Below are 20,947 nucleotides of genomic sequence, written 5' to 3'. Positions count from 1 at the left end.
TGGGAGAGTAGGACACCGCCGGACATTCTTTCGGTCAGGGCCACCCCTTCAGGGGGTGGCCCTGACGCGTTTCCGGAGAAGAAACTCGGCGGGCGGGAAGAACCGGAAACGGGGCCGGGCGCGAAACGGGGCCGGACACTCAGCCTCGGGTCTGGACGTCCTCGCGGATGCGCCGCATCAGGTCGCCGGCGGCGTCCAGCGGGCGGCCCGGAAACATCGCCATCACGACGCTGCCGTGGTCGGCCCAGCCGCAGACGGCGAAGTCGCCCCCCTCACCGCTGGTGGTGCCGCACTTCATCACCCCGCCGAACCGGCCCGCCGACACCTCGCGCAGCCCGGTGACCTTGCCGGTCTCGTCGGCCAACAGGCCGAAGAGGGTGTCCAGCTCGCGTTCGGGCTGCCAGAGCAGGGTGGTGCCGCCGAAGAGGAGCACCGACCGCTTGTCGTCGGCCGGGTCGCGGTAGACGGTGCCGAAGCTGCGGTCCAGCTCGATGTCGGCGGAGAGGCCGTCGCGCAGGTAGTCGGCGGTGCTGCGGGCGCGCTCGCTGTCGTCGCGGCGCAGCTCAGCGGCGACTTCCGGGGTGGCCAGCCGGGTGTCCTTCTGCTGCGCGACCCGCCAGCCGGCGGCACCCAGCGCCCCCGCCCCGGCGAGGCCGGCGGCCAGCAGCACCGACAGGACGATGCGCCGACGCCGCGACCAGGGGGCGGACCGGGGGGCCTCCTCCGGGTCCCGGTGGCTGAGCTGGATCGGTTCCTCGGTGAGGTTGATCGGCTCCGGCTCGTCGGAGTACGAGCGCTCGGTGAGATGTGCGTCGGACATAGCCGACACCGTACGCGAACGGCAGGTGGTGCACGTCGGGTCCGCGGAAGCGCTCCGTAGACTTGTCGGGGTGACCGAGAGACTGGATGCCCGACGCCCCGACGCCCCGAATCTGCCCGCCCAGTACCAGCCGGGCGAGGTCGAGCAGCGGCGGTACGAGCAGTGGGTAGCCGGCGGCCACTTCCGGGCCTCCGCCCAGAGCGAGAAGCCGCCGTTCACGATCGTCATTCCGCCGCCGAACGTCACCGGGTCGCTGCACATGGGCCACGCGTTCGAGCACACGCTGATGGACACGCTGATCCGCCGCAAGCGGATGCAGGGCTTCGAGGCGCTCTGGCTGCCAGGCATGGACCACGCCGGCATCGCCACCCAGAACCTCGTCGAGCGGCAGCTCGCCGGGGAGGGCCTGTCCCGCCACGACCTGGGCCGGGAGGAGTTCGTCGAGCGGGTCTGGCAGTGGAAGGCCGAGTCCGGCGGCAAGATCCTGGGCCAGATGCGCCGCCTCGGCGACGCGGTCGACTGGGACCGGGAGCGCTTCACCATGGACGCCGGCCTCTCCCGCGCCGTGCAGACCATGTTCAAGAAGCTCTTCGACGACGGGCTGATCTACCGGGCGAACCGGATCATCAACTGGTGCCCGCGCTGCCTGACCGCGCTGTCGGACATCGAGGTGGAGCACACCGACGACGACGGTGAGCTGATCTCGATCCGGTACAGCGACGAGGTGGTCGTGGCGACCACCCGGGCCGAGACGATGCTCGGCGACACGGCCGTGGCGGTGCACCCGGACGACGAGCGGTACCGGCACCTGATCGGCACGGAGGTGGCCCTGCCGCTGACCGGCCGGCGCATCCCGATCGTGGCCGACGAGCACGTGGACCCGAGCTTCGGCACCGGCATGGTGAAGGTGACCCCGGCGCACGACCCCAACGACTTCGAGATCGGCCAGCGGCACGACCTGCCCGCCCTGACGATCATGGACGAGCGGGGCGTCATCACCGCCCCGGGCCCGTTCGAGGGCCTGGACCGGTACGAGGCCCGCCCGGCGATCGTCGCGGCGCTGCGCGAGCAGGGCCTGATCGTCGCCGAGAAGCGGCCGTACGTCCACGCGGTGGGGCACTGCTCCCGCTGCAAGACCACGGTCGAGCCGCGGCTGTCGTTGCAGTGGTTCGTCAACACCGGCCCGCTGGCGAAGGCGGCCGGTGACGCGGTGCGCGACGGCCGGGTGAAGATCGAGCCGGCGGAGCTGGCCAAGCGCTACTTCGCCTGGGTCGACAACATGCACGACTGGTGCATCTCCCGGCAGCTCTGGTGGGGCCACCGCATCCCCGTCTGGTACGGGCCGGCGGGCGAGGTCGTCTGCGTCGGTCCCGACGAGGCGCCGCCGGCCGGGGAGGGCTGGCACCAGGACGACGACGTGCTGGACACCTGGTTCTCCAGCGGCCTGTGGCCGTTCTCCACCCTCGGCTGGCCGGAGCAGACCCCGGACCTGGCGAAGTTCTACCCGACCAGCGTCCTGGTCACCGGGTACGACATCCTCTTCTTCTGGGTCGCCCGGATGATGATGTTCGGCCTGTACGCGATGGACGGCCGGCAGCCGTTCGACGTCGTCGCCCTGCACGGCATGGTCCGCGACGAGCGCGGCAAGAAGATGTCGAAGTCGTTCGGCAACGTGGTGGACCCGCTGGACTGGATCGACCGCTTCGGCGCGGACGCCACCCGGTTCACCCTGGCCCGGGGCGCCAACCCCGGTCAGGACGTGCCGGTCAGCGAGGAGTGGTGCCAGGGCTCCCGCAACTTCTGCAACAAGCTCTGGAACGCCACCCGCTTCGCGCTGATGAACGGGGCGCACACCGCCGGCCCGCTGCCGGCGGCCGAGCAGCTCTCCACCGTCGACCGGTGGATCCTGTCCCGGCTGGCGCACGTCACCGCCGAGGCGGACGAGCAGTTCGAGGCGTACGAGTTCGCGAAGGTCTGCGACCTGCTGTACCACTTCGCGTGGGACGACGTCTGCGACTGGTACGTGGAGCTGGCCAAGCCGGTGCTCGGCGAGGGCGGCGCGGCGGCCGACGTCACCCGGCGGGTGCTCGGGCACGTGCTGGACCAGCTGCTGCGGTTGCTGCACCCGGTGATCCCGTTCGTCACCGAGGAGCTGTGGATCGCCCTCACCGGCGGGGAGACGGTCATGACGGCCGCGTGGCCGGTCGCCGACCGTACCCACGTCGACGACGCCGCGGAGCGCGAGGTCGGCACCGTCGCGCGGGTGGTGACCGAGATTCGGCGGTTCCGGTCCGACCAGGGGCTGCGCCCGACCCAGCGGGTGGTGGCCCGCCTCGACGGCCTGACCGGCGCGGGCATCTCCGCCCACGAGCCGCTGATCCGCTCGCTGGCCCGGCTCGACCCGGCGGGGGAGGACTTCCAGGCCGGCGCGACCCTGGCCATGCCGGGCGAGGTGAGCGTGGCGTTGGACACCCGGGGGACGATCGACCTGGTCGCCGAGCGGGCCCGGTTGGCGAAGGACCGGGCGGCCGCCGAGAAGGAGGTCGCCCAGGCTCGGGCGAAGCTGGACAATCCTGCGTTCGTGGGCAAGGCCCCGGAGCCGGTGGTCGCCAAGATCCGCGCCCGACTGGCCACCGCCGAGGCCGACCTCGTCCGCATCGACGCCGCTCTGGAGGCGCTGCCCTCGTGACCGACCCCACCGAACGCACCGGACGCACCGACCCGGTCGAACCCACCGACGGCGGCGAGCGCACCGATCCGGGCGAGCTCGCCGATCGCATCGAACGTGCCGCGCGGGCCGAACTGATCGGCCGCGCCGCTCGTACCGACCGGGCCGGTCGTGGCGACGGCCGCGATCCGCAGTTCGCCGCCGTCGATGCCGAGCTGGCCGCGCGCGGCTTCACCCGGGTGCACTTCGAGCTGGACCGCATCGAGGGCCTGCTCGACCTGCTCGGCAGCCCGCAGCGGGCGTACCCGTCGATCCATCTCACCGGGACCAACGGGAAGACCTCCACCGCCCGGATGATCGACTCGCTGCTGCGGGCGTTCGGGTTGCACACCGGCCGCTACACCAGCCCGCACCTGGAGACCGTCCGGGAGCGGATCGCCCTGGACGGGGAGCCGGTCAGCGAGGAACGCTTCGTCGCCACGTACCGCGAGGTGGCGCCGTTGGCCGCGCTGGTCGACCAGCGCTCCGCGGAGCCGCTGACCTACTTCGACATGACCACCGCGCTGGCGTTCGCCGCCTTCGCGGATGCCCCGGTCGACGTCGCGGTGGTCGAGGTCGGCCTGGGCGGGGCGGAGGACGCCACCAACGTGCTCCAGGCCGGGGTGGCGGTGCTCACCCCGATCGGGCTGGACCACACCGAGTGGCTGGGCGACACCATCGAGGACATCGCCCTGCACAAGGCCGGCATCATCCACCAGGGGGCCACGGTCGTCTGCGCCGCGCAGGAGGAGGAGGCCGCCCGGCCCATCCTGGAACGCTGCGCCGAGGTCGGCGCGACCGTCGCCCGCGAGGGTACGGAGTTCGGCGTGCTGCGCCGGTCGGTCGCGGTCGGCGGCCAGGTGCTGAACATCCAGGGCCTGGGCGGGGTGTACGAGGAGATCTTCGTCCCGCTGCACGGGGCGCACCAGGCGCAGAACGCCGCGGTGGCGCTCGCCGCCGTGGAGGCGTTCCTCGGGGCCGGCACGAAGCGGCAGCTCGACGTGGAGACCGTTCGGGAGGGCTTCGCCGAGGCCAGTTCGCCGGGCCGGCTGGAGAAGGTCCGCACCTCGCCGACCATCCTGCTCGACGGGGCGCACAACCCGCACGGGATGGCGGCCACCGTCGCCGCCCTGCAGGAGGAGTTCGCGTTCAGCAAGCTGGTCGGGGTGCTGGCCGTGCTCGGCGACAAGGACGCGGCGGGGCTGCTGGAGCTGCTGGAACCGGTCCTCGACCGCCTGGTGGTGACCCGCAACACTTCCCCCCGGGCGATGCCGATCGAGGAGCTGGCCGAGCTGGCCGGGGAGATCTTCGGCCCGGAGCGGGTGGAGGTCGCCGACGACATGCCCGACGCGATCGAGATTGCGGTGGCCCAGGCCGAGTCCGACGTCCCGGGGGAGCTGGCCGGGGTGGGCGTGCTGATCACGGGTTCGGTGGTGACGGTGGCCGACGCCCGACGGTTGCTGAAGCGATGACCAGGGAGAACGCCGAAGCGATGACCAGGGAGAACCCCGAGCCGCTGGGCGGGGAGAACCCCGAGCCGAGCCCCGGCGACGAGCAGGCGGGCGGGGACGCCGGGGAGCCGGGTCCGCGGCGCTCCGGGCTGCGCAACCCCGAGGGGGCCGTACGCGGCCTGGGCGCCGGGACGCTGGGCCTGGAGGCGCTGGTGCTGCTGCTGGCGATCCAGCCGATCCGGGTGGTCGGCGGCGAGCTCAGCGGCGCGGCCGTCGCGGCGATCGTGGCGCTGGCGGTGGCGGCGGTGGTGCTCGCCGGGATGATGCGCCGCCGCTGGGCCTGGACGGCCGGCACGGTGTTGCAGGGGGCGCTGATGCTCGCCGGCCTGCTGCACTGGTCGCTGCTCGCGCTGGGAATCATCTTCGCCCTGGTCTGGGGCTACGCCCTGCACGTGCGCCAGGTGATCCTCGGCCGTTGAGCCTGGTTGCCGCCGACGGTGCGGCCGGGGGGAAGCGGCCTCGGGGTCGGACGGCGGGACACCGACCTCGCCGAGGCGGCGCCCAACCGCCCCTCCGGCGGGGGCAGCCTGTCGCGCCGGTCCGGCGGGGCAGCCGTCGACGCGAGGCCCCCTGCCCGCGCGCGGCGTGCACAGGGGGCCGGCGTGCGGGTCAGGCGTCGGCGCGGGTGCGCCACTCGGTGAGGGCGATGCCGTGGCCGTCCGGGTCGCGGAACGCCGCCGCCCAGACGTCCAGCTTGGTGCCCCGGTTGACCACCCGGGGGGCGTACGTGAAGCGCAAGCCGGACTCGCGCAGCCGGTCGTACGCGCCCTGGATGTCGTCGACCTCCAGGTTGACGTGCACCAGGCGGCGACTCATCGGGGCCGCGCCGCTGACCTCGCGCAGCACCAGCCGGGTTGCCCCGGAGGCGAGCACGGCGTTGCCGAAGCCCCGGTCGACCTCCTCGAAACCGAGGGTGTCGCGGTAGAACTCCAGCGACCGCCCCAGGTCGGTGACCAGCAGGGTGATGCCGACGCCGTTGATCGGGCCGGCGGCGTCGGCGGGCTCGACCTCCGGGTCGTACCCGAAGATCGCCTCGTCCAGGTCGTGCTGGTCGAGGGTGGGCTCGGGGTCCGGGGCCGTCGGGCCGTCCAGGGGCACGTCGACCGGGTCGACCGGGCTGAGGGGCTCGAACGGGGCGGCCGGGGGGCCCGCGTCGATCGTCTCGACGGGGACGGTCGGGTCGAAGCGTTCGTCGGCCGGGGGCCGGGGGGCGGGAGTGGCCCGCCGGGGCAGCGGGCCGGCGAAGGGCTCCACGAGGGTCCCCTCCAGCACGACCGGGCCCCCCGGACGCTGGTGCATCACGACCGGTTCCCGGCTCTCCGACAGCGGGTCGGGGTCGGGGTCGAGGCGCGGGGCCGGGCCGGGCGGCTCCCGCAGCTCGTCGTGGAAGTCGTCGTCCGGGGCGCGGTCGGCCCACGGCGGGGCCTCCTGGTGGATGAGCAGGTCGTCGAGCGGCTCGGTGCCCGCGTACTCGGGTGGCAGGTCGGTCGCCATGGCGGCGGCGTTCTCCGCGTGGGTGGGCACCTCGTCCCAGAGCACGCGGACGTGCCGCTGGTCGTCCAGGGCCACCCGCAGCGGCAGGGACTGCCCGACCGAGGGCCACTTCGACACCGGCACCCGAGGCTCGATGATCTTCTTGGAGCGCGGTGGCAGGCCGGGCGCGTCGATGACCAGCTGCAGCTCGCAGCGGCCGAACGCGTACGCGCTCGGCGGGTCGGAGGCGTGGTGCACGTGACCGACGCCGATCACCCAGGTGCGCCCGCCGCCGCGCACGGTGGCCAGGGCGATGGTCAGCACCAGCAGCGCCACCCCGAGCGCCACGATGGCCCAGCTCGTCATGCCCAGCCCGAACAGGACCACGAAGGCCGCCACGGTGCCCAGCACCGCGGCGATGAGTTTGCGTACCGGCGCGATGGGCCGGTTGCCGTTCGCCACTGTGGACCTCCCAGGGGTCAAGGCCAGGCTAAGCCGGTTCGGCCACCCAGGGAATAGCGCAGCCGCCGCACCGGCGCCGGGACCGGGTCGCTACGCTGACCGTACCCAGCCGAAGCGTCTTCCGCGCACAGGAGGAACCCAGCGTGTCCAGCAGCAGCCCGGATGAGCGCACCCTCGTCCTGATCAAGCCCGACGCGGTCCGCCGCGGCCTGGTCGGTGAGATCCTCTCCCGGTTCGAGCGCAAGGGCCTGCGGATCGACGCCATGGTGTCCCGGACGATGGACGGCGACTTCGCCGACCAGCACTACGCCGAGCACGTCGACAAGCCGTTCTACCCGCCGCTGAAGGGCTTCATGACCAGCGGCCCGCTGGTCGCCCTGGTGCTCTCCGGCGACCAGGTCGTCGAGGTGGTCCGCGGCATGATCGGCAGCACCGACGGGCGTCGGGCCGCCGCCGGCACCATCCGCGGCGACCTCTCCCTGTCGAACCGGGAGAACCTGGTGCACGCCTCCGACTCGGTCGACAGCGCCAAGCGCGAGATGGCGCTCTGGTTCCCCGAGCTGGTCTGATTCTTCCCCGCGCTGGCCTGATTCGGCAGCCCGGTCACCAGGCGGGCGGGCCGCCACCCGAGCGGCGGCGCGTGCCACCGTCGGTTACCGTGACACCGCCTGTTCGCACACACTCCGCCGGAGGACCAGTGCTCCCGCTCTACACCATCGGCAAGCTCACCGTGGCGCCCACGCTCCGGCTGGCCTTCCGTCCGACCGTGGAGGGGCTGGAGCACATTCCGGAGACCGGCGGCGCGATCTTCGCCGGCAACCACCTCTCGGTCGCCGACGAACTCTTCCTCGGCACCGTGGTCCCGCGACACCTGGCGTTCTGGGCCAAGTCGGAGTACTTCAAGGGCGTCGGGCCCAAGGGTGCCCTCACCAAGTTCGTGCTCACCGGCCTGGGTGCCATCCCGGTCGAGCGGGCCGGGGGTCGCGCGGCGCTGTCGGCGTTCGACGCCGCCATCCCGGTGCTCAAGGGCGGCGACCTGGTCGCGGTCTACCCGGAGGGAACCCGGTCGCCGGACGGCCGGCTCTACCGGGGTCGCACCGGCATGGCCCGGCTGGCGCTGGCGGCCGGCGTGCCGATCATCCCGGTCGGGATGACCGGCACCGACAAGGCCCAGCCCATCGGGGCCCGGGTGCCCCGCCCCGGCCGCGCCAAGATCCACATTCGGTTCGGCAAGCCGATCGACTTCACCGGCCGGCCCGACGACCGCGCCTCGCTGCGCGAGATGACCGACGAGGTCATGGCCGAGATCCAGAAGATCACCGGGCAGGAGTACGTGCCTCGGTACGCCCCGACGCGCACCGCCCCCGGCGCCGCCCCGACCGCCCCGGGCGACACCCCCGCCTGATCTCCCAGTTCGGGCCCAGCCGGCAGACCTTGGACACCTCTCGTTCCCCGCTGACGTGAGGTGTCCAAGATTCCGCTCGTGCCGCGCCGCCGACCACCCGGAGGCGGCACCTAGCCGCTCGTGATCACCTGTTCGCGGATGGTGACGAGCTGGGTGGCGCTGTCGCTCAGGGAGAGCCGGGTGAAGACCCCGGTGGCGATGCTGCCGTGGTCGACCGAGGTGCAGACCACCACGTCCTGGTTGTCGGCGCTGCCCACCGCGCAGCGCTGGTAGCGGCCGCGTATGCCGGTGTCGATGTTCTGGGCCTCGCCGAGGGAGTACGGCCCGGTGAGCCGGGTGATCTCCTCCTCCGCGTCGGACTCCGGGGTGAACCGGAAACCCGTGCCGCCGAAGACGGTGACCCGCTTGCCGGCGGCGGTGCTGTAGACACCGGCGAAGGTCTCCTCGGAAAGCCAGTGCGCCTTGCGTACGTCCGTGCGCAACTGCTCGGTGGCCGACCGGCTGGCCTCGTCGTCGCGCAGCCGCAGGTCGGCCAGCTCGGCCGGCAGGCTGGCGTGGGCCGGGTACTGCGACTTCGCCGGCATCCCGTAGTACGCCGGGCAGCCGCAGCAGCAGGCCAGCGTGAGCAGCAGCAACCACGGCCAGCGGCGACGCCTGCGGGCGGGCCTCGGGGGAGCGTACGGCTCGGGGGCCTGACGGCCGGGTGGCGGGGCCGTCGACTCGCGCTGTCTCGGCGACTTCGCCCGGCGCTGCTTCGGCGGCAGCGGCGGGGGCGAGGTCGGCCGGGTCGGGACGGGCGCCCGGGAGATTGCCGGTGGGGAGACCGGGTACGCGGCGGCCTGCGGCGGGGCGGAGGAGTGGGGCGGCGGCGGGGCAGGGGCGTGGGCCGACGGCGTCGGCGGCGCGGAGTAGGGCCGGGTCGACGGCGCCACCGGGTAGGACCGCGTGGGCGTCGGCGGAGCAGGTGTCGGCGCCGGTGGCGGGGGTGCCGGTGCCGGTGCCGGTGGCGGTGGCGGTGGCGGTGGCGACTCGGCGGGGGTCAGGTCCCAGCCGCTGGTGTCCACGCCCTCCCACGGGTCGACCGGGGTCAGGTGCTCGGGATCCTGAAGGTGCGCGGGATTCGGCTGGTGCGCGGGCTGCGGTGCCGGTGGCGGTGGCGGTGGCGGTGGTGTGGGCACCGGGGGGATGGGCGCCGACGCGCCCCAGACCCGTCGGCGCGCCTTCGGCCTGGGCGGGGGAACCGCCGCCGAACCGCTCCACCGGGGTGCCGGCTGCTCGTCGGCCGGGAGCATCCGGGTGCCCTCGGGGCCGGTCGGCGGGCGGTCCTCGGGCATGGCCCGGGTGCCCTCGGGGCCCGTGGTCGGCGGACGCTCGTCGGAGAGCATCCGGGTGCCCTCCGGGCCGGTGTCGGCCGGCCGCCCGGTCGAGGCGCTGCTGCCGCCGTCCACCTCACCGCCCTGCCCAACGCCCACATCGCGCGGCTCCTGCCGCGTGGCGTCGGGCTGGTCCTGACGGGTGGCGTCGCCGGCGTCGGCCTCCTCGGCCGCGTCGGTCGTCGCGGTCGGCTCGGCGTCGTCGGTCGGCTCGGCGTCGTCGGTGGGCAGCTCACGGGTGCCCTCCGGGCCCGTGCCGCCGCCTCGAGCGGCGGGCGGTGCGGGGGAGGACGGGGGCACCTCGGTGACCGCCGGATTCCGACCCTGGTCTCGACCCTGGTCCTGCTCCGGGGGGCTCCCGTCGGCCGGCCGGTCCGGGCCCGGCTGCGGCTGCGACATCGCGGCAATCTCCTCTCGCGCCGGTCCGAGGTTAGTACCGATGCGCCAACGGGGCGATTCGGGCCGCCAGCGACGGCGGCGGGTGGGCCCGGCGGCGGGGCGGTCGCCACGTGCCGGGCGGCGCGGTCCCCGGCGTGCGCGCGGCGGCCCCCGGCGGGCCGCGTACCCTTGGGCTTCATGAGCGTCCCGTCCACCGCGCCGCGCGCCGCCGCGGCCAATTCCGTCTGGCCCCGGCTGGAGCCACTGCTGCCCCAGGTGACCAAGCCCATCCAGTACGTCGGTGGCGAACTCGGCGCGGTGGTCAAGGAGTGGGACGCGGCGGCCGTCCGCTGGGCCCTGATGTACCCCGACGCGTACGAGGTCGGGCTGCCCAACCAGGGCGTGCAGATCCTCTACGAGGTGCTCAACGAGCTGCCCGACGTGCTCGCCGAGCGGACGTACGCGGTCTGGCCCGACCTGGAGAAGCTGATGCGCACCCACGGGGTGCCGCAGTTCACCGTCGACGCCCACCGCTCGGTGCGCGACTTCGACGTCTTCGGCATCTCCTTCTCCACGGAGCTGGGCTACACGAACCTGCTCACCGCCATCGACCTGGCCGGCATTCCGCTGCTGGCCGCCGACCGCACCGACGCCGACCCGGTGATCGTGGCCGGCGGGCACGCCGCGTTCAACCCGGAGCCGATCGCCGACTTCATCGACGCCGCCGTGCTCGGCGACGGCGAGGAGGCGGTCCTGGAGATCACCGTGATCGTCCGGGAGTGGAAGGCGGAGGGCTCGCCGGGCGGCCGGGACGAGCTGCTGCTGCGGCTGGCCCGCACGGAGAGCGTCTACGTGCCGCGCTTCTACGACGTGGACTACCTGCCCGACGGCCGGATCCAGCGGGTCGTGCCGAACCGGGCGGACGTGCCGTTCCGGGTGCACAAGCGCACGACGATGGACCTGGACGCCTGGCCGTACCCGAAGAAGCCCTTGGTCCCGCTGGCCGAAACGGTGCACGAGCGGTACGCGGTGGAGATCTTCCGGGGCTGCACCCGGGGGTGCCGGTTCTGCCAGGCCGGCATGATCACCCGGCCGGTGCGGGAGCGCTCGATCACCACGGTGGGCCAGATGGTCCGCGACGGGCTGGAGTTCTCCGGGTTCCACGAGGTGGGGCTGCTGTCGCTGTCGTCGGCGGACCACTCCGAGATCGGTGACATGTGCTCCGGCCTGGCCGAGCAGTACGCGGGCACCAACGTGTCGCTGTCGCTGCCGTCGACCCGGGTGGACGCGTTCAACATCGACCTGGCGCAGGAGCTGTCCCGCAACGGCCGGCGCACGGGTCTGACCTTCGCCCCGGAGGGCGGGTCGGAGCGGATCCGCAAGGTCATCAACAAGATGGTGTCGAAGGAAGACCTGATCCGCACCGTCGTCACCGCGTACACCAACGGCTGGCGGCAGGTGAAGCTCTACTTCATGTGCGGCCTGCCCACCGAGACCGACGCCGACGTCCTGGAGATCGCGGACATGGCGCACGAGGTCATCAAGGCCGGCCGGGCCGCCACGGGCTCGAAGGACATCCGCTGCACGGTCTCCATCGGCGGCTTCGTGCCGAAGCCGCACACCCCGTTCCAGTGGGCCCCGATGGAGCGCCCGGAGGTCATCGACCACCGGCTCAAGATCCTCAAGCAGGCGATCAACTCGGACCGTTCACTCGGCCGGGCGATCGGCTACCGCTACCACGACGGCGAGCCGTCGCTGATCGAGGGCCTGCTCAGCCGGGGTGACCGCCGGGTCGGCTCGGTGATCCGCCGGGTCTGGGAGAACGGCGGCCGGTTCGACGGCTGGAGCGAGCACTTCTCGTACCAGCGCTGGGTGGACGCGGCGGCGGAGACGCTGCCCGCGTTCGGGGTCGACCTGGACTGGTACACCACCCGGCACCGCGACGAGCTGGAGGTCCTGCCCTGGGACCACCTGGACTCGGGCCTGGACAAGGACTGGCTCTGGCAGGACTGGCAGGACTCGCTCAGCGAGTTCGAGCAGGACGACTGCCGCTGGACGCCGTGCTTCGACTGCGGCGTCTGCCCCTCGATGGACACCGAGATCCAGATCGGTCCCACCGGCCAGAAGCTCCTCCCGTTGACCCCGGTCAACGGCCTGAAGACCCCCACCGCCTGAGCCGACCCCACCCGGTCGCCTGAGTTCCGAGGAGCGAGACGATCAGTAAGAAACCACAGCCAGAGGGTGGGCAGGCGCCGGTCGTCCAGCGCGTCCGGATCCGGTACGCCAAGCGGGGGCCGCTGCGGTTCACCTCGCACCGGGACTTCGCCCGGGCGTTCGAGCGGGCGCTGCGCCGGGCGGGTGTGCCGATCGCCTTCTCGCAGGGCTTCACCCCGCACCCGAAGATCTCCTACGCCAGTGCCGCGCCGACCGGCGTGGCCAGCGAGGCGGAATACCTGGAGATCGGGCTGCGCGAGCCGGTCGACCCCGAGCGGTTGCGCGCCGCGCTGGACGCCGCGCTCTCGCCCGGACTCGACGTGCTGGACGCCGTCGTGGCCTCCGGCGGCAGCCTCGCCGACCGCATCGAGGCGTCGCACTGGCGCATCGAGTTGCCCGAGGTCGACCCGGCGGTGGCCGAGCGGGCGGTGGCCGCCTTCACCGCCGCCGACGAGGTGCGGGTCGAACGAATGACCAAGCAGGGACGACGCGCCTTCGACGCCCGCTCGGCCGTCATGCACATCGATGTGATGCCCGCTTCGGAGACGCCTTCCGGGGCGACGGCCGTACCGTGTGCGATACTCGAACTGGTCGTTCGGCAGGTCACCCCGTCCGTACGACCCGATGACGTCCTTTCCGGCCTTAGCGCGGTGGCCGACCTGGTGCCGCCGGTCTCCCCCAGGGTGATCCGGCTGGCGCAGGGCACGTTGACCGCGCAGGGCGCGATCGTGGATCCGTTGGACGCGGATCGCGAAGGGGCAGCCATCGTATGAGCGTCGACCGTCGGTCGAGGCTCAAGCAGGCAGACTTCGGCGGTCGCGTACGTTGCGCGCCCGGCGGAAACACTTTGGCGGCGACCCTGCGTGGCAGCGCTCACCCGCGCCCGGGGCAGCCAGAACTGGAGAACCTCCATGCTCGCGAACGAGCCCGAGGGCGGCGAACGGACCGGTTCACAGCCGGCCGACGAGACCGCTGACCGCACCACCACCGGCATCGGTGGCACCAGCACCGACGCCGGTGGCACCGTCACCGGCGCCGCCGACCTGACCGCCGCCGGCGCGGGTTCGGCGGACGACCCCGCGGCCGGTCGGCCGGCCGGCGGGGAGCCTCCGGCCGAGGCCCCGGTCGCGCCGCCGCGCAAGCGGACCACCCGACGGCGGGCCGCCCCGCTGAGTCAGCCCGAGCAGACCGGTGCGCCGGTGGAGGCGTCCACCTCCACCCCCGCCGCCTCGGCCAGCGGCGAGTCGCCCCAGATCGAGGTCTTCGCCCCGATCGCCGGTGAGCTGGACGAGGCCCCGAAGACGCCCCGCCGACGCCGCAAGGCGACGACCGCGAAGGCGACCGAGGAGCCGGTCGCGGTGGCCGAGGCGCAGGAGGCGTCCGCCGAGGTCGTACCCCCGGTGAAGGTGACCCGGACCCGCCGCCGCAAGGCCACCGCGCCGGCGGCCGAAGCCGGCGCGGAGGCCGCGCCCACCACGACGCCGAGCGCCGGCCCGCCCGCCGAGGTTCCCGCCGCAGTCCCGCCCGCCGTCGAGCCGCCGGCCGCTCCGGCGCAGGTCTCGGCCGAGGCGACCGACGCGGAAATCGACGAGGAGATCGACGCCACGGCCGAGGAGCAGGCGCGGCCCGGGGAGACGCCGCCGCCCGCCAGTGCCAGCCCCGGTGACGCCCAGGACAGCCCCGGTGCGACGCCGTCCGCCGGTGCGCCGGCGGAGGCCGCCGAGCCGGCCGAGCCGAAGACCCGGCGGCGTCGGGTCGTGACCCCGCCCACCGTGCTCTTCATCCCTCCGGAGCCGGACGCGGTGCCGGTCGTGCGGGTCACGGTCCCCGTCGTGGTCGAGCCGGAGCCGGCCGAGGAGCAGCCGGAGACCACCCGCCGGCGGCGGCGCGGCCGGCGTGAGGCCGAGCCCGTCGAGGTGACGGAGGTCACCGAGGAACCCGCCGTCGAGGAGGCCGACGAGGCCGCCGAGGGCGACGACGACGATGACGACGACTCGGCCGCCGGCCGTCGCCGTCGGCGGCGCGGCCGCCGGGGCCGGGGCCGGGGCAAGGGCGGGGCGGACGACGCCGAGGACGACGAGTCCGACGAGGCCGCCCAGGCCGAGGAGGAGACCGCCGAGACCGAGGCGGAGTCCGACGAGGCCGAGGGCGACGAGGACGAGGAGGTCGGGGACGGGGTGACCCGTCGCCGCCGTCGTCGGCGTCGCCGGGGCACCGGGGAGAGCGACGGGGCCGCCGACGACGGCGTGCCGACCGTGGTGAAGATCCGCGAGCCGCGCAAGGCCGTCGACGAGGTGCAGGGGGTCTCCGGGTCGACCCGGCTGGAGGCCAAGCGCCAGCGCCGCCGCGACGGCCGGGAGCAGCGGCGGACCCGCCCGCCGATCCTGAGCGAGTCGGAGTTCCTGGCCCGCCGGGAGGCGGTCGACCGGGTGATGGCGGTACGCCAGCGCGGCGACCGCACCCAGATCGCCGTCCTGGAGGACGGGGTGCTGGTCGAGCACTACGTCACCCGCAACTCCTCCGGCACCATGGCCGGCAACGTCTACCTCGGCAAGGTGCAGAACGTCCTGCCGAGCATGGAGGCGGCCTTCGTCGACGTGGGTCGCGGCCGCAACGCCGTGCTCTACGCCGGCGAGGTGAACTGGGACACCACCGGCCTGGAGGGTCGGGCCCGCTCGATCGAGCAGGCCCTGCGCTCCGGCGACTCGGTGCTCGTGCAGGTCACCAAGGACCCGATCGGGCACAAGGGCGCGCGGCTGACCAGCCACATCGCGCTCTCCGGCCGGCACCTGGTGTACGTGCCCAACGGCAACGCCTCCGGCATCAGTCGCAAGCTGCCCGACACCGAGCGCAAGCGGCTGCGCGACGCGCTGAAGAAGCTGGTCCCGGACGGCGCGGGCGTGATCGTCCGCACCGCGGCCGAGGGGGCCACCGAGGACGAGCTGGCCCGCGACGTCAAGCGGCTGCAGGCGCAGTGGGAGGACATCCAGGCCAAGGCGACCTCCGGCGGGGCCCCGGTGCTGCTCTACGAGGAGCCCGACCTGGTCATCCGGGTGGTGCGGGACCTGTTCAACGAGGACTTCCGCGAGCTGGTCATCGAGGGCGACGAGTCGTACGGGATGGTCAACTCGTACCTCTCGCACGTCTCGCCGGACCTGGTCGACCGGGTGCGCCGGTACGTCGGCACCAGTGACGTCTTCGCCGAGTACCGCATCGACGAGCAGATCCTCAAGGGCCTCGACCGCAAGGTCTTCCTGCCCTCCGGCGGTCACCTGGTGATCGACCGGACGGAGGCGATGACCGTGGTCGACGTCAACACCGGCAAGTACACCGGTGCGGGCGGCAACCTGGAGGAGACCGTCACCCGCAACAACCTGGAGGCGGCGGAGGAGACCGTCCGCCAGCTCCGGCTGCGCGACATCGGCGGCATCGTGGTGATCGACTTCATCGACATGGTGCTGGAGTCGAACCGCGAGCTGGTGCTGCGTCGGCTCACCGAGTGCCTGGGCCGGGACCGCACCAAGCACCAGGTCACCGAGATCACCTCGCTGGGCCTGGTGCAGATGACCCGCAAGCGGATCGGCGCGGGGCTGCTGGAGGCGTTCAGCGAGACCTGCGACTGCTGCAAGGGTCGGGGCGTGGTGATCCACACCGAGCCGGTGCCGGAGAAGCCGCGCTCAACCGGTGCGGCGGCGGAGAAGGTCAAGACGGTCGCGTCGGCCGTCACCGCACCCGCGCCGGCCGACTCGGGCAACGGGGCGCCGGGCAACGGGGCGCCGGGCAACGGGGTGTCGCCCCGGCGGCGGGCCCGCAAGGGCGCCGCGTCGGAGCGTGCGGCGGTCGAGGTGGTGGAGACGCCGAACGGGGGCGCCGAGCCGGAGTACCACGACACGATGGGCTACGACCTGTCCCGGTACGAGGCGGAGACGGCGGCCGCGCCGGCCGAGGCGGAGAGCCAGCAGGGTGAGTCCGCCCGGCTTGCCGGTGCCGACGACCCGGACGCCCTCGGCGACGAGGCCGACGGCGACGGCGACGGTGAGGGCGGTGCCGGCCGACGCCGGGCCCGTCGGGGCGGCACCCGGCGGCGTACCCGTCCGTGACCGGCTGACCCTCCAGAACGTCCCGCAGGACCCCTCCCGGGTGGGAGGGGTCCTGCGGCGTACCGCGCCCGGTTAGGATCGGCCACCCCCGGTCAGGAGAAGAAGAATGCGTCGTCTGCTCGCCCTCACCGTCGCCGTGACGGTCCTGGCCGCCGGCGCGGCCTGCTCCACCGAACGCTCCGACTCCGAGCCCGCCGCCGGGCCGCCCGTCACGAGCGCCGGTTCCGGGCCGACAGCCGGGGGAACCGGCCCGAACGGCGGTGGGTCGCCCGCGCCGAGCGGGCCGGCCGGCGGCAACGGCCCGGCGGTCTGCGCCGCCGCCCAGCAGGCCAGCGGCGCGGCGGTACGCACCTACGTGGCGGAGCTGGGCAGGATGATCGCGGCGGTCGGGGCGAACGACACCTCCACGGCGGATGCGGCCCGCAAACGGGCCGAGACGGCGTTGGCCGGGTGGCGGGCCGCGCTGCGGGAGCAGTCGTCGCGGGCCACCGACCCGCAGCTGCGCACGCTCCTGGCCGACCTGGCCAGCGAGGTGGGCAACCTGGGCACCGACGTCGACGCCATCGACGAGGAGGACCTGGACGAGCTCCAGCGCCGCCTCGACCAGCTCTGCGTCCGCTGAGGGCGAGCGCCGTCGCAGGTGGGCCCGGTTTGGGCTTGGGCCCACCGATGACGTAGGCTATCTTGCGGCGCACTTTGGTGTGCCGTGTTCCTGCGCGCCCACGCCGCCGTGCCTCTGCTACCCGGTGAGCCGCCGTGGGAACGACCCGCCAGCAGCCTCAACGACAGGGAGTCCGCCTCCGATGTACGCGATCGTCAAGACCGGCGGCAAGCAGTACAAGGTCGCCGAGGGCGACGTGATCGAGGTCGAGAAGCTCGTCGGTGCCCCCGGCGACGCGGTGAAGCTCACCGCGGTGCTCCTCGTCGACGGTGACGACCTGGTGACCGACGCGGCAAAGCTTGCCTCGGTCGCGGTGTCCGGCGAGATCGCCGCGCACACCAAGGGCCCGAAGATCCGGATCCACAAGTTCAAGAACAAGACCGGCTACCACAAGCGCCAGGGTCACCGCCAGCCGTTGACCCAGGTCAAGGTGACCGGCATCTCCAGCGGGAAGTAGGTCGTCCTCCAATGGCTCACAAAAAGGGTGCGTCCAGCTCGCGTAACGGCCGTGATTCCGCGGCCCAGCGACTCGGCGTGAAGCGCTTCGGTGGTCAGGTCGTCAGCGCCGGTGAGATCATCATCCGGCAGCGTGGCACCAAGTTCCACCCCGGTGACCTGGTCGGCCGTGGCGGCGACGACACGCTCTTCGCGCTGTCGGCCGGTGCGGTCCTGTTCGGCACCAAGCGCGGTCGCAAGACCGTCAGCATCGTTCCGGCACAGTAGCTCGACGGCGTAGCGGGCCTCGGACCTCGGGTCCGGGCCCGCTTCGCTTTTTTCTCGTGCGGGGCGCGCCTCGCTGGAAGGATTGACGACGTGACGACGTTCGTGGACCGGGTCGTCCTGCATCTGCAGGCCGGTGACGGCGGGCACGGTTGTGTCTCGATCCACCGGGAGAAGTTCAAGCCCTTCGGCGGCCCGGACGGCGGCAACGGTGGGCACGGCGGCAGCGTGACGCTGGTCGTCGACCCGCAGGTGCACACCCTGCTCGACTTCCGCTACCACCCGCACGTCAAGGCCGACAACGGCAAGGGCGGGGCGGGCTCGAAGCGGGACGGCGCGAACGGGCGCGACCTGGTGCTCAAGGTGCCCAACGGCACCGTCGTGCAGACCCCCGACGGCGAGGTGCTGGCCGACATGGTCGGCGCCGGCACGAGCTTCGAGGTGGCCCGGGGCGGCCGGGGCGGCCGGGGCAACGCCTCGCTGGCCAACGCCCGGCGCAAGGCCCCCGGCTTCGCCGAGCTGGGGGAGCCCGGCGACCAGCTCGACGTGGTGCTGGAGCTCAAGAGCGTCGCCGACGTGGGCCTGGTCGGCTTCCCGTCGGCCGGCAAGTCCTCGCTGATCGCGGTGATCTCGGCGGCCAAGCCGAAGATCGCCGACTACCCGTTCACCACGCTGGTGCCGAACCTCGGCGTGGTCCGGGTCGACAACCACACCTTCACCGTCGCCGACGTGCCCGGCCTGATCCCCGGGGCGGCCACCGGCAAGGGCCTCGGGCTGCAGTTCCTGCGGCACATCGAGCGCTGCGCGGTGCTGGTGCACGTGATCGACACCGCCACCCTGGAGCCCGGCCGCGACCCGGTGGCCGACATCGACGCCCTCGAGGCGGAGCTGGCCCAGTACGGCGGGCTGGCCGACCGGCCCCGGCTGGTCGCCCTGAACAAGGTCGACGTGCCCGACGGCCGGGACCTCGCCGACATCGTCCGCCCCGACCTGGAGGCGCGCGGCCTGCAGGTCTTCGAGGTCTCGGCGGCCACCCGCGAGGGCCTCAAGGAACTGATGTTCGCCATGGCGGAGCTGGTCGAGCAGGCCCGCGCCGCGGCCCCGCCGATCGAGGCGACCCGGGTCGTCATCCGGCCGCGGGCGGTCGACGACGCCGGCTTCACCGTCGAGACGGAGGCGGACGGGTCGTTCACCGTCCGGGGCGCGCAGGCGGAGCGCTGGGTGCGGCAGACCAACTTCGACAACGACGAGGCCGTGGGATACCTGGCCGACCGGCTGGCCCGCCTCGGCGTCGAGGACAAGCTGGCCAAGGCGGGGGCGAACCCCGGCGACCTGGTACGCATCGGCGAGCGCGAGTTCGACTGGCAGCCCACCCTCTTCGCGGGGGTCGACTTCGTCCCCGGCAACCGGGGCACCGACGTCCGGCTGGAGGAGAAGTCCAGCCGGGCCTCGGCCGCCGAGCGGCTCGCCGCCCGCAAGGCCCGCCGGGTGCGTTCCGCCGACGAGGTGGGCGCCGACTCGACCGACGACGAGCACGACGACCTCGACGACGACCTGGACGACTGAGCGGCCTGGACGACTGAGCGGCCTGGACGGCTGAGCGGGCCTGGACGGCTGAGCGCCGGCCGGTCACCGGCGCGGGTCAGGGGCGGTCGATCGGGGTGTCCAGTCGACCGCCCGTGCCGACCTGGTTGGACAGCAGCATGCCGAGCGCGAGCATGCCGAAGCCGAGCACCAGGTGCAGCCAGTTGTCGGCGTTGTTGAGCGGGATGAAGTTCGCCGGGCCGTGTTCGGCCAGGAACCCGACGGCCAGGCCGTAGAGCCAGAGCCCGAGGTAGAGCGCGCCCCCGCCGGCCAGGAAGAGCCGCGCCCCGGCGACGCTGCGGGCCAGCAGCAGCCCGGCCAGCCCGAAGCCCAGGTGCAGGGCGTTGTGCAGCACCGACACCTGGAACAGGCCGAGCAGCTTGGCCCCCGAGCCGTGCCCCGCGAAGGCCAGGTCGCCGTAGCCGGTGGTGATGCCGGGGACGAAGCCGAGCACCCCGAGCAGGAGGAAGAGCGCGGCCACCGCGACGGCGGCCCGCTGCACCCGCGACTTCGCGGCCCTGTGCCGGTCACGCGCCATCAATGTCACCCTCCGTGGCTCAGCAGGCCCGACGATCCTCCATTTTGTGTCCCGGGCGACGGCTTCCGCAGAGAAACCGGAAACAGGGGTGTCGAACGCGTGTCGGGGGGTAGGTCAAAAGACGTCGGCCGGATGAACGCCGACGAATCCCCCGAAGTGCTACCGCTGCCACTCTTTCTGAGCGGAAGGGACATCATGACCTACGATCTGTCACCCACGACCACCAGCCATGGGCAGGAATCGAGCAACGGCATGCGGGACCAGGCCCGCCAGGTGGGCTCGGAAGCCGTCAACGCCGGCGGCGCCGTCGCGCAGACCGCCAAGGAGCAGGGCCGGGAGGTCGTCGGCGAGGCGACCCGCCAGGCCCGCGACCTCTACGGCGAGGCGCGCAGCCAGCTGGCCAGCCAGACCGGTGAGCAGCAGCGCCGGGCCGCCGGCGGGCTGCGCTCGCTGGCCGAGGAGATGCGCGCGATGGCGCAGCACGGTGGCCAGGCAGGCCCGGTGACCGAGCTGGCCCACCAGGCCGCCCAGCGGGTCGACGGCGTGGCCGGTTGGCTGGACGAGCGGCAGCCGGGCGACATCGTCGCCGAGGTGAAGGACTACGCCCGGCGCAACCCGGGCACCTTCCTGGTCGGCGCCGCCGTGCTGGGCGTGCTCGCCGGCCGGCTGACCAAGAGCCTCTCCGCGGCCTCCGGCGGCACCGGCGGCACCGGCGCGGCGTACCCCGGTGGCCACGACGACCCGGAGCGGACCGCGGTGATCCCGACCCCGCAGCCGGCCCCGCGCGCGATGCCGGAGCAGGTCCCGCCGGGCGGCTACCTCGACCCGACCCCGGGCGCCCACCCGCAGGGCGGACCGGGCCTGGCCCACCCCGACCCGGGCACCACCACCAGCTACGCCGACCCCGTGGAGGGCACCGGCCAGCCGCTGCCCCCGGTGACCCAGACCGACCCGCTGCCGGGCGTACCGTCCAGCGCCACCATCCGTCCGTGACCCGGCGA

General features: G+C 73.5%; 17 protein-coding genes. 13 read left to right on the top strand and 4 right to left on the bottom strand.

The features are described 5' to 3' along the window. Window positions 1-139 precede the first annotated feature (139 nt). Window positions 140-820, bottom strand: a complete 681-nt coding sequence (locus ACLQ2V_RS26690; protein WP_425721330.1) for a hypothetical protein — start codon at window positions 818-820, stop codon at window positions 140-142. A 70-nt stretch (window positions 821-890) separates the two neighbouring features. Here ACLQ2V_RS26690 and ACLQ2V_RS26685 point away from each other — a divergent pair, with 70 nt between their 5' ends. From ACLQ2V_RS26685 to ACLQ2V_RS26675, 3 genes are all read left to right on the top strand, one after another. Continuing rightward, the gene (locus tag ACLQ2V_RS26685) at window positions 891-3,509 is read left to right on the top strand and encodes a valine--tRNA ligase (protein WP_425721329.1); all 2,619 of its coding nucleotides are present in this window, start codon (window positions 891-893) and stop codon (window positions 3,507-3,509) included. 116 nt (window positions 3,510-3,625) lie between these two features. Next, on the top strand, window positions 3,626-4,999 hold the full coding sequence (locus tag ACLQ2V_RS26680; RefSeq protein ID WP_425721338.1) for a bifunctional folylpolyglutamate synthase/dihydrofolate synthase: 1,374 nt from the start codon (window positions 3,626-3,628) through the stop codon (window positions 4,997-4,999). Window positions 5,000-5,019: 20 nt separating this feature from the next. Beyond that, window positions 5,020-5,457 carry a DUF4233 domain-containing protein gene (locus tag ACLQ2V_RS26675; RefSeq protein ID WP_425721337.1) on the top strand — a complete coding sequence of 146 codons (438 nt, stop codon included), beginning with the start codon at window positions 5,020-5,022 and terminating at the stop codon, window positions 5,455-5,457. Window positions 5,458-5,647: 190 nt separating this feature from the next. Here ACLQ2V_RS26675 and ACLQ2V_RS26670 read toward each other — a convergent pair whose 3' ends face one another. Next, a complete protein-coding gene (locus ACLQ2V_RS26670) occupies window positions 5,648-6,973 on the bottom strand; it encodes a VOC family protein (RefSeq protein ID WP_425721328.1) in 1,326 nt (441 codons plus the stop codon). 143 nt (window positions 6,974-7,116) lie between these two features. Here ACLQ2V_RS26670 and ndk point away from each other — a divergent pair, with 143 nt between their 5' ends. Together ndk and ACLQ2V_RS26660 are read left to right on the top strand one after the other, a co-directional pair. Then, entirely contained in the window at window positions 7,117-7,542 is a 426-nt protein-coding gene (ndk, locus tag ACLQ2V_RS26665) for a nucleoside-diphosphate kinase (RefSeq protein ID WP_425721327.1), read from the top strand. A 128-nt stretch (window positions 7,543-7,670) separates the two neighbouring features. Then, a complete protein-coding gene (locus ACLQ2V_RS26660) occupies window positions 7,671-8,378 on the top strand; it encodes a lysophospholipid acyltransferase family protein (protein WP_425721326.1) in 708 nt (235 codons plus the stop codon). Between the two features lie 110 nt (window positions 8,379-8,488). Here ACLQ2V_RS26660 and ACLQ2V_RS26655 read toward each other — a convergent pair whose 3' ends face one another. Further along, window positions 8,489-10,150 carry a hypothetical protein gene (locus tag ACLQ2V_RS26655; protein WP_425721325.1) on the bottom strand — a complete coding sequence of 554 codons (1,662 nt, stop codon included), beginning with the start codon at window positions 10,148-10,150 and terminating at the stop codon, window positions 8,489-8,491. A 177-nt stretch (window positions 10,151-10,327) separates the two neighbouring features. On the opposite strand from ACLQ2V_RS26655, the gene ACLQ2V_RS26650 reads away from it, so the two are divergent. From ACLQ2V_RS26650 to obgE, 7 genes are all read left to right on the top strand, one after another. Further along, window positions 10,328-12,304: a TIGR03960 family B12-binding radical SAM protein gene (locus ACLQ2V_RS26650; RefSeq protein ID WP_425721324.1), complete on the top strand. Its 1,977-nt coding sequence runs from the start codon at window positions 10,328-10,330 to the stop codon at window positions 12,302-12,304. 98 nt (window positions 12,305-12,402) lie between these two features. Beyond that, window positions 12,403-13,116, top strand: a complete 714-nt coding sequence (locus ACLQ2V_RS26645; RefSeq protein WP_425721336.1) for a TIGR03936 family radical SAM-associated protein — start codon at window positions 12,403-12,405, stop codon at window positions 13,114-13,116. 138 nt (window positions 13,117-13,254) lie between these two features. Next, window positions 13,255-16,443, top strand: a complete 3,189-nt coding sequence (locus ACLQ2V_RS26640; RefSeq protein WP_425721323.1) for an Rne/Rng family ribonuclease — start codon at window positions 13,255-13,257, stop codon at window positions 16,441-16,443. A 106-nt stretch (window positions 16,444-16,549) separates the two neighbouring features. Next, entirely contained in the window at window positions 16,550-17,065 is a 516-nt protein-coding gene (locus ACLQ2V_RS26635) for a hypothetical protein (protein ID WP_425721322.1), read from the top strand. A gap of 181 nt (window positions 17,066-17,246) precedes the next feature. After that, complete coding sequence (gene rplU / locus ACLQ2V_RS26630; protein ID WP_425721321.1) at window positions 17,247-17,561, top strand: 50S ribosomal protein L21; 315 nt, start codon at window positions 17,247-17,249, stop codon at window positions 17,559-17,561. Window positions 17,562-17,572: 11 nt separating this feature from the next. Then, window positions 17,573-17,827: a 50S ribosomal protein L27 gene (gene rpmA / locus ACLQ2V_RS26625; protein WP_425721320.1), complete on the top strand. Its 255-nt coding sequence runs from the start codon at window positions 17,573-17,575 to the stop codon at window positions 17,825-17,827. A 90-nt stretch (window positions 17,828-17,917) separates the two neighbouring features. Continuing rightward, the gene (gene obgE, locus ACLQ2V_RS26620; RefSeq protein WP_425721319.1) at window positions 17,918-19,390 is read left to right on the top strand and encodes a GTPase ObgE; all 1,473 of its coding nucleotides are present in this window, start codon (window positions 17,918-17,920) and stop codon (window positions 19,388-19,390) included. A 76-nt stretch (window positions 19,391-19,466) separates the two neighbouring features. Here obgE and ACLQ2V_RS26615 read toward each other — a convergent pair whose 3' ends face one another. Beyond that, entirely contained in the window at window positions 19,467-19,946 is a 480-nt protein-coding gene (locus tag ACLQ2V_RS26615) for a DUF4383 domain-containing protein (protein ID WP_425721318.1), read from the bottom strand. Window positions 19,947-20,141: 195 nt separating this feature from the next. Here ACLQ2V_RS26615 and ACLQ2V_RS26610 point away from each other — a divergent pair, with 195 nt between their 5' ends. Then, on the top strand, window positions 20,142-20,939 hold the full coding sequence (locus ACLQ2V_RS26610) for a hypothetical protein (protein WP_425721317.1): 798 nt from the start codon (window positions 20,142-20,144) through the stop codon (window positions 20,937-20,939). The last annotated feature ends 8 nt before the right edge of the window (window positions 20,940-20,947 follow it).

Origin of the sequence: Micromonospora sp. DT233, assembly GCF_049841815.1 — a bacterium.
GTDB lineage: Bacteria > Actinomycetota > Actinomycetes > Mycobacteriales > Micromonosporaceae > Micromonospora.
This window is presented reverse-complemented; position numbering and strand designations above follow the sequence as displayed.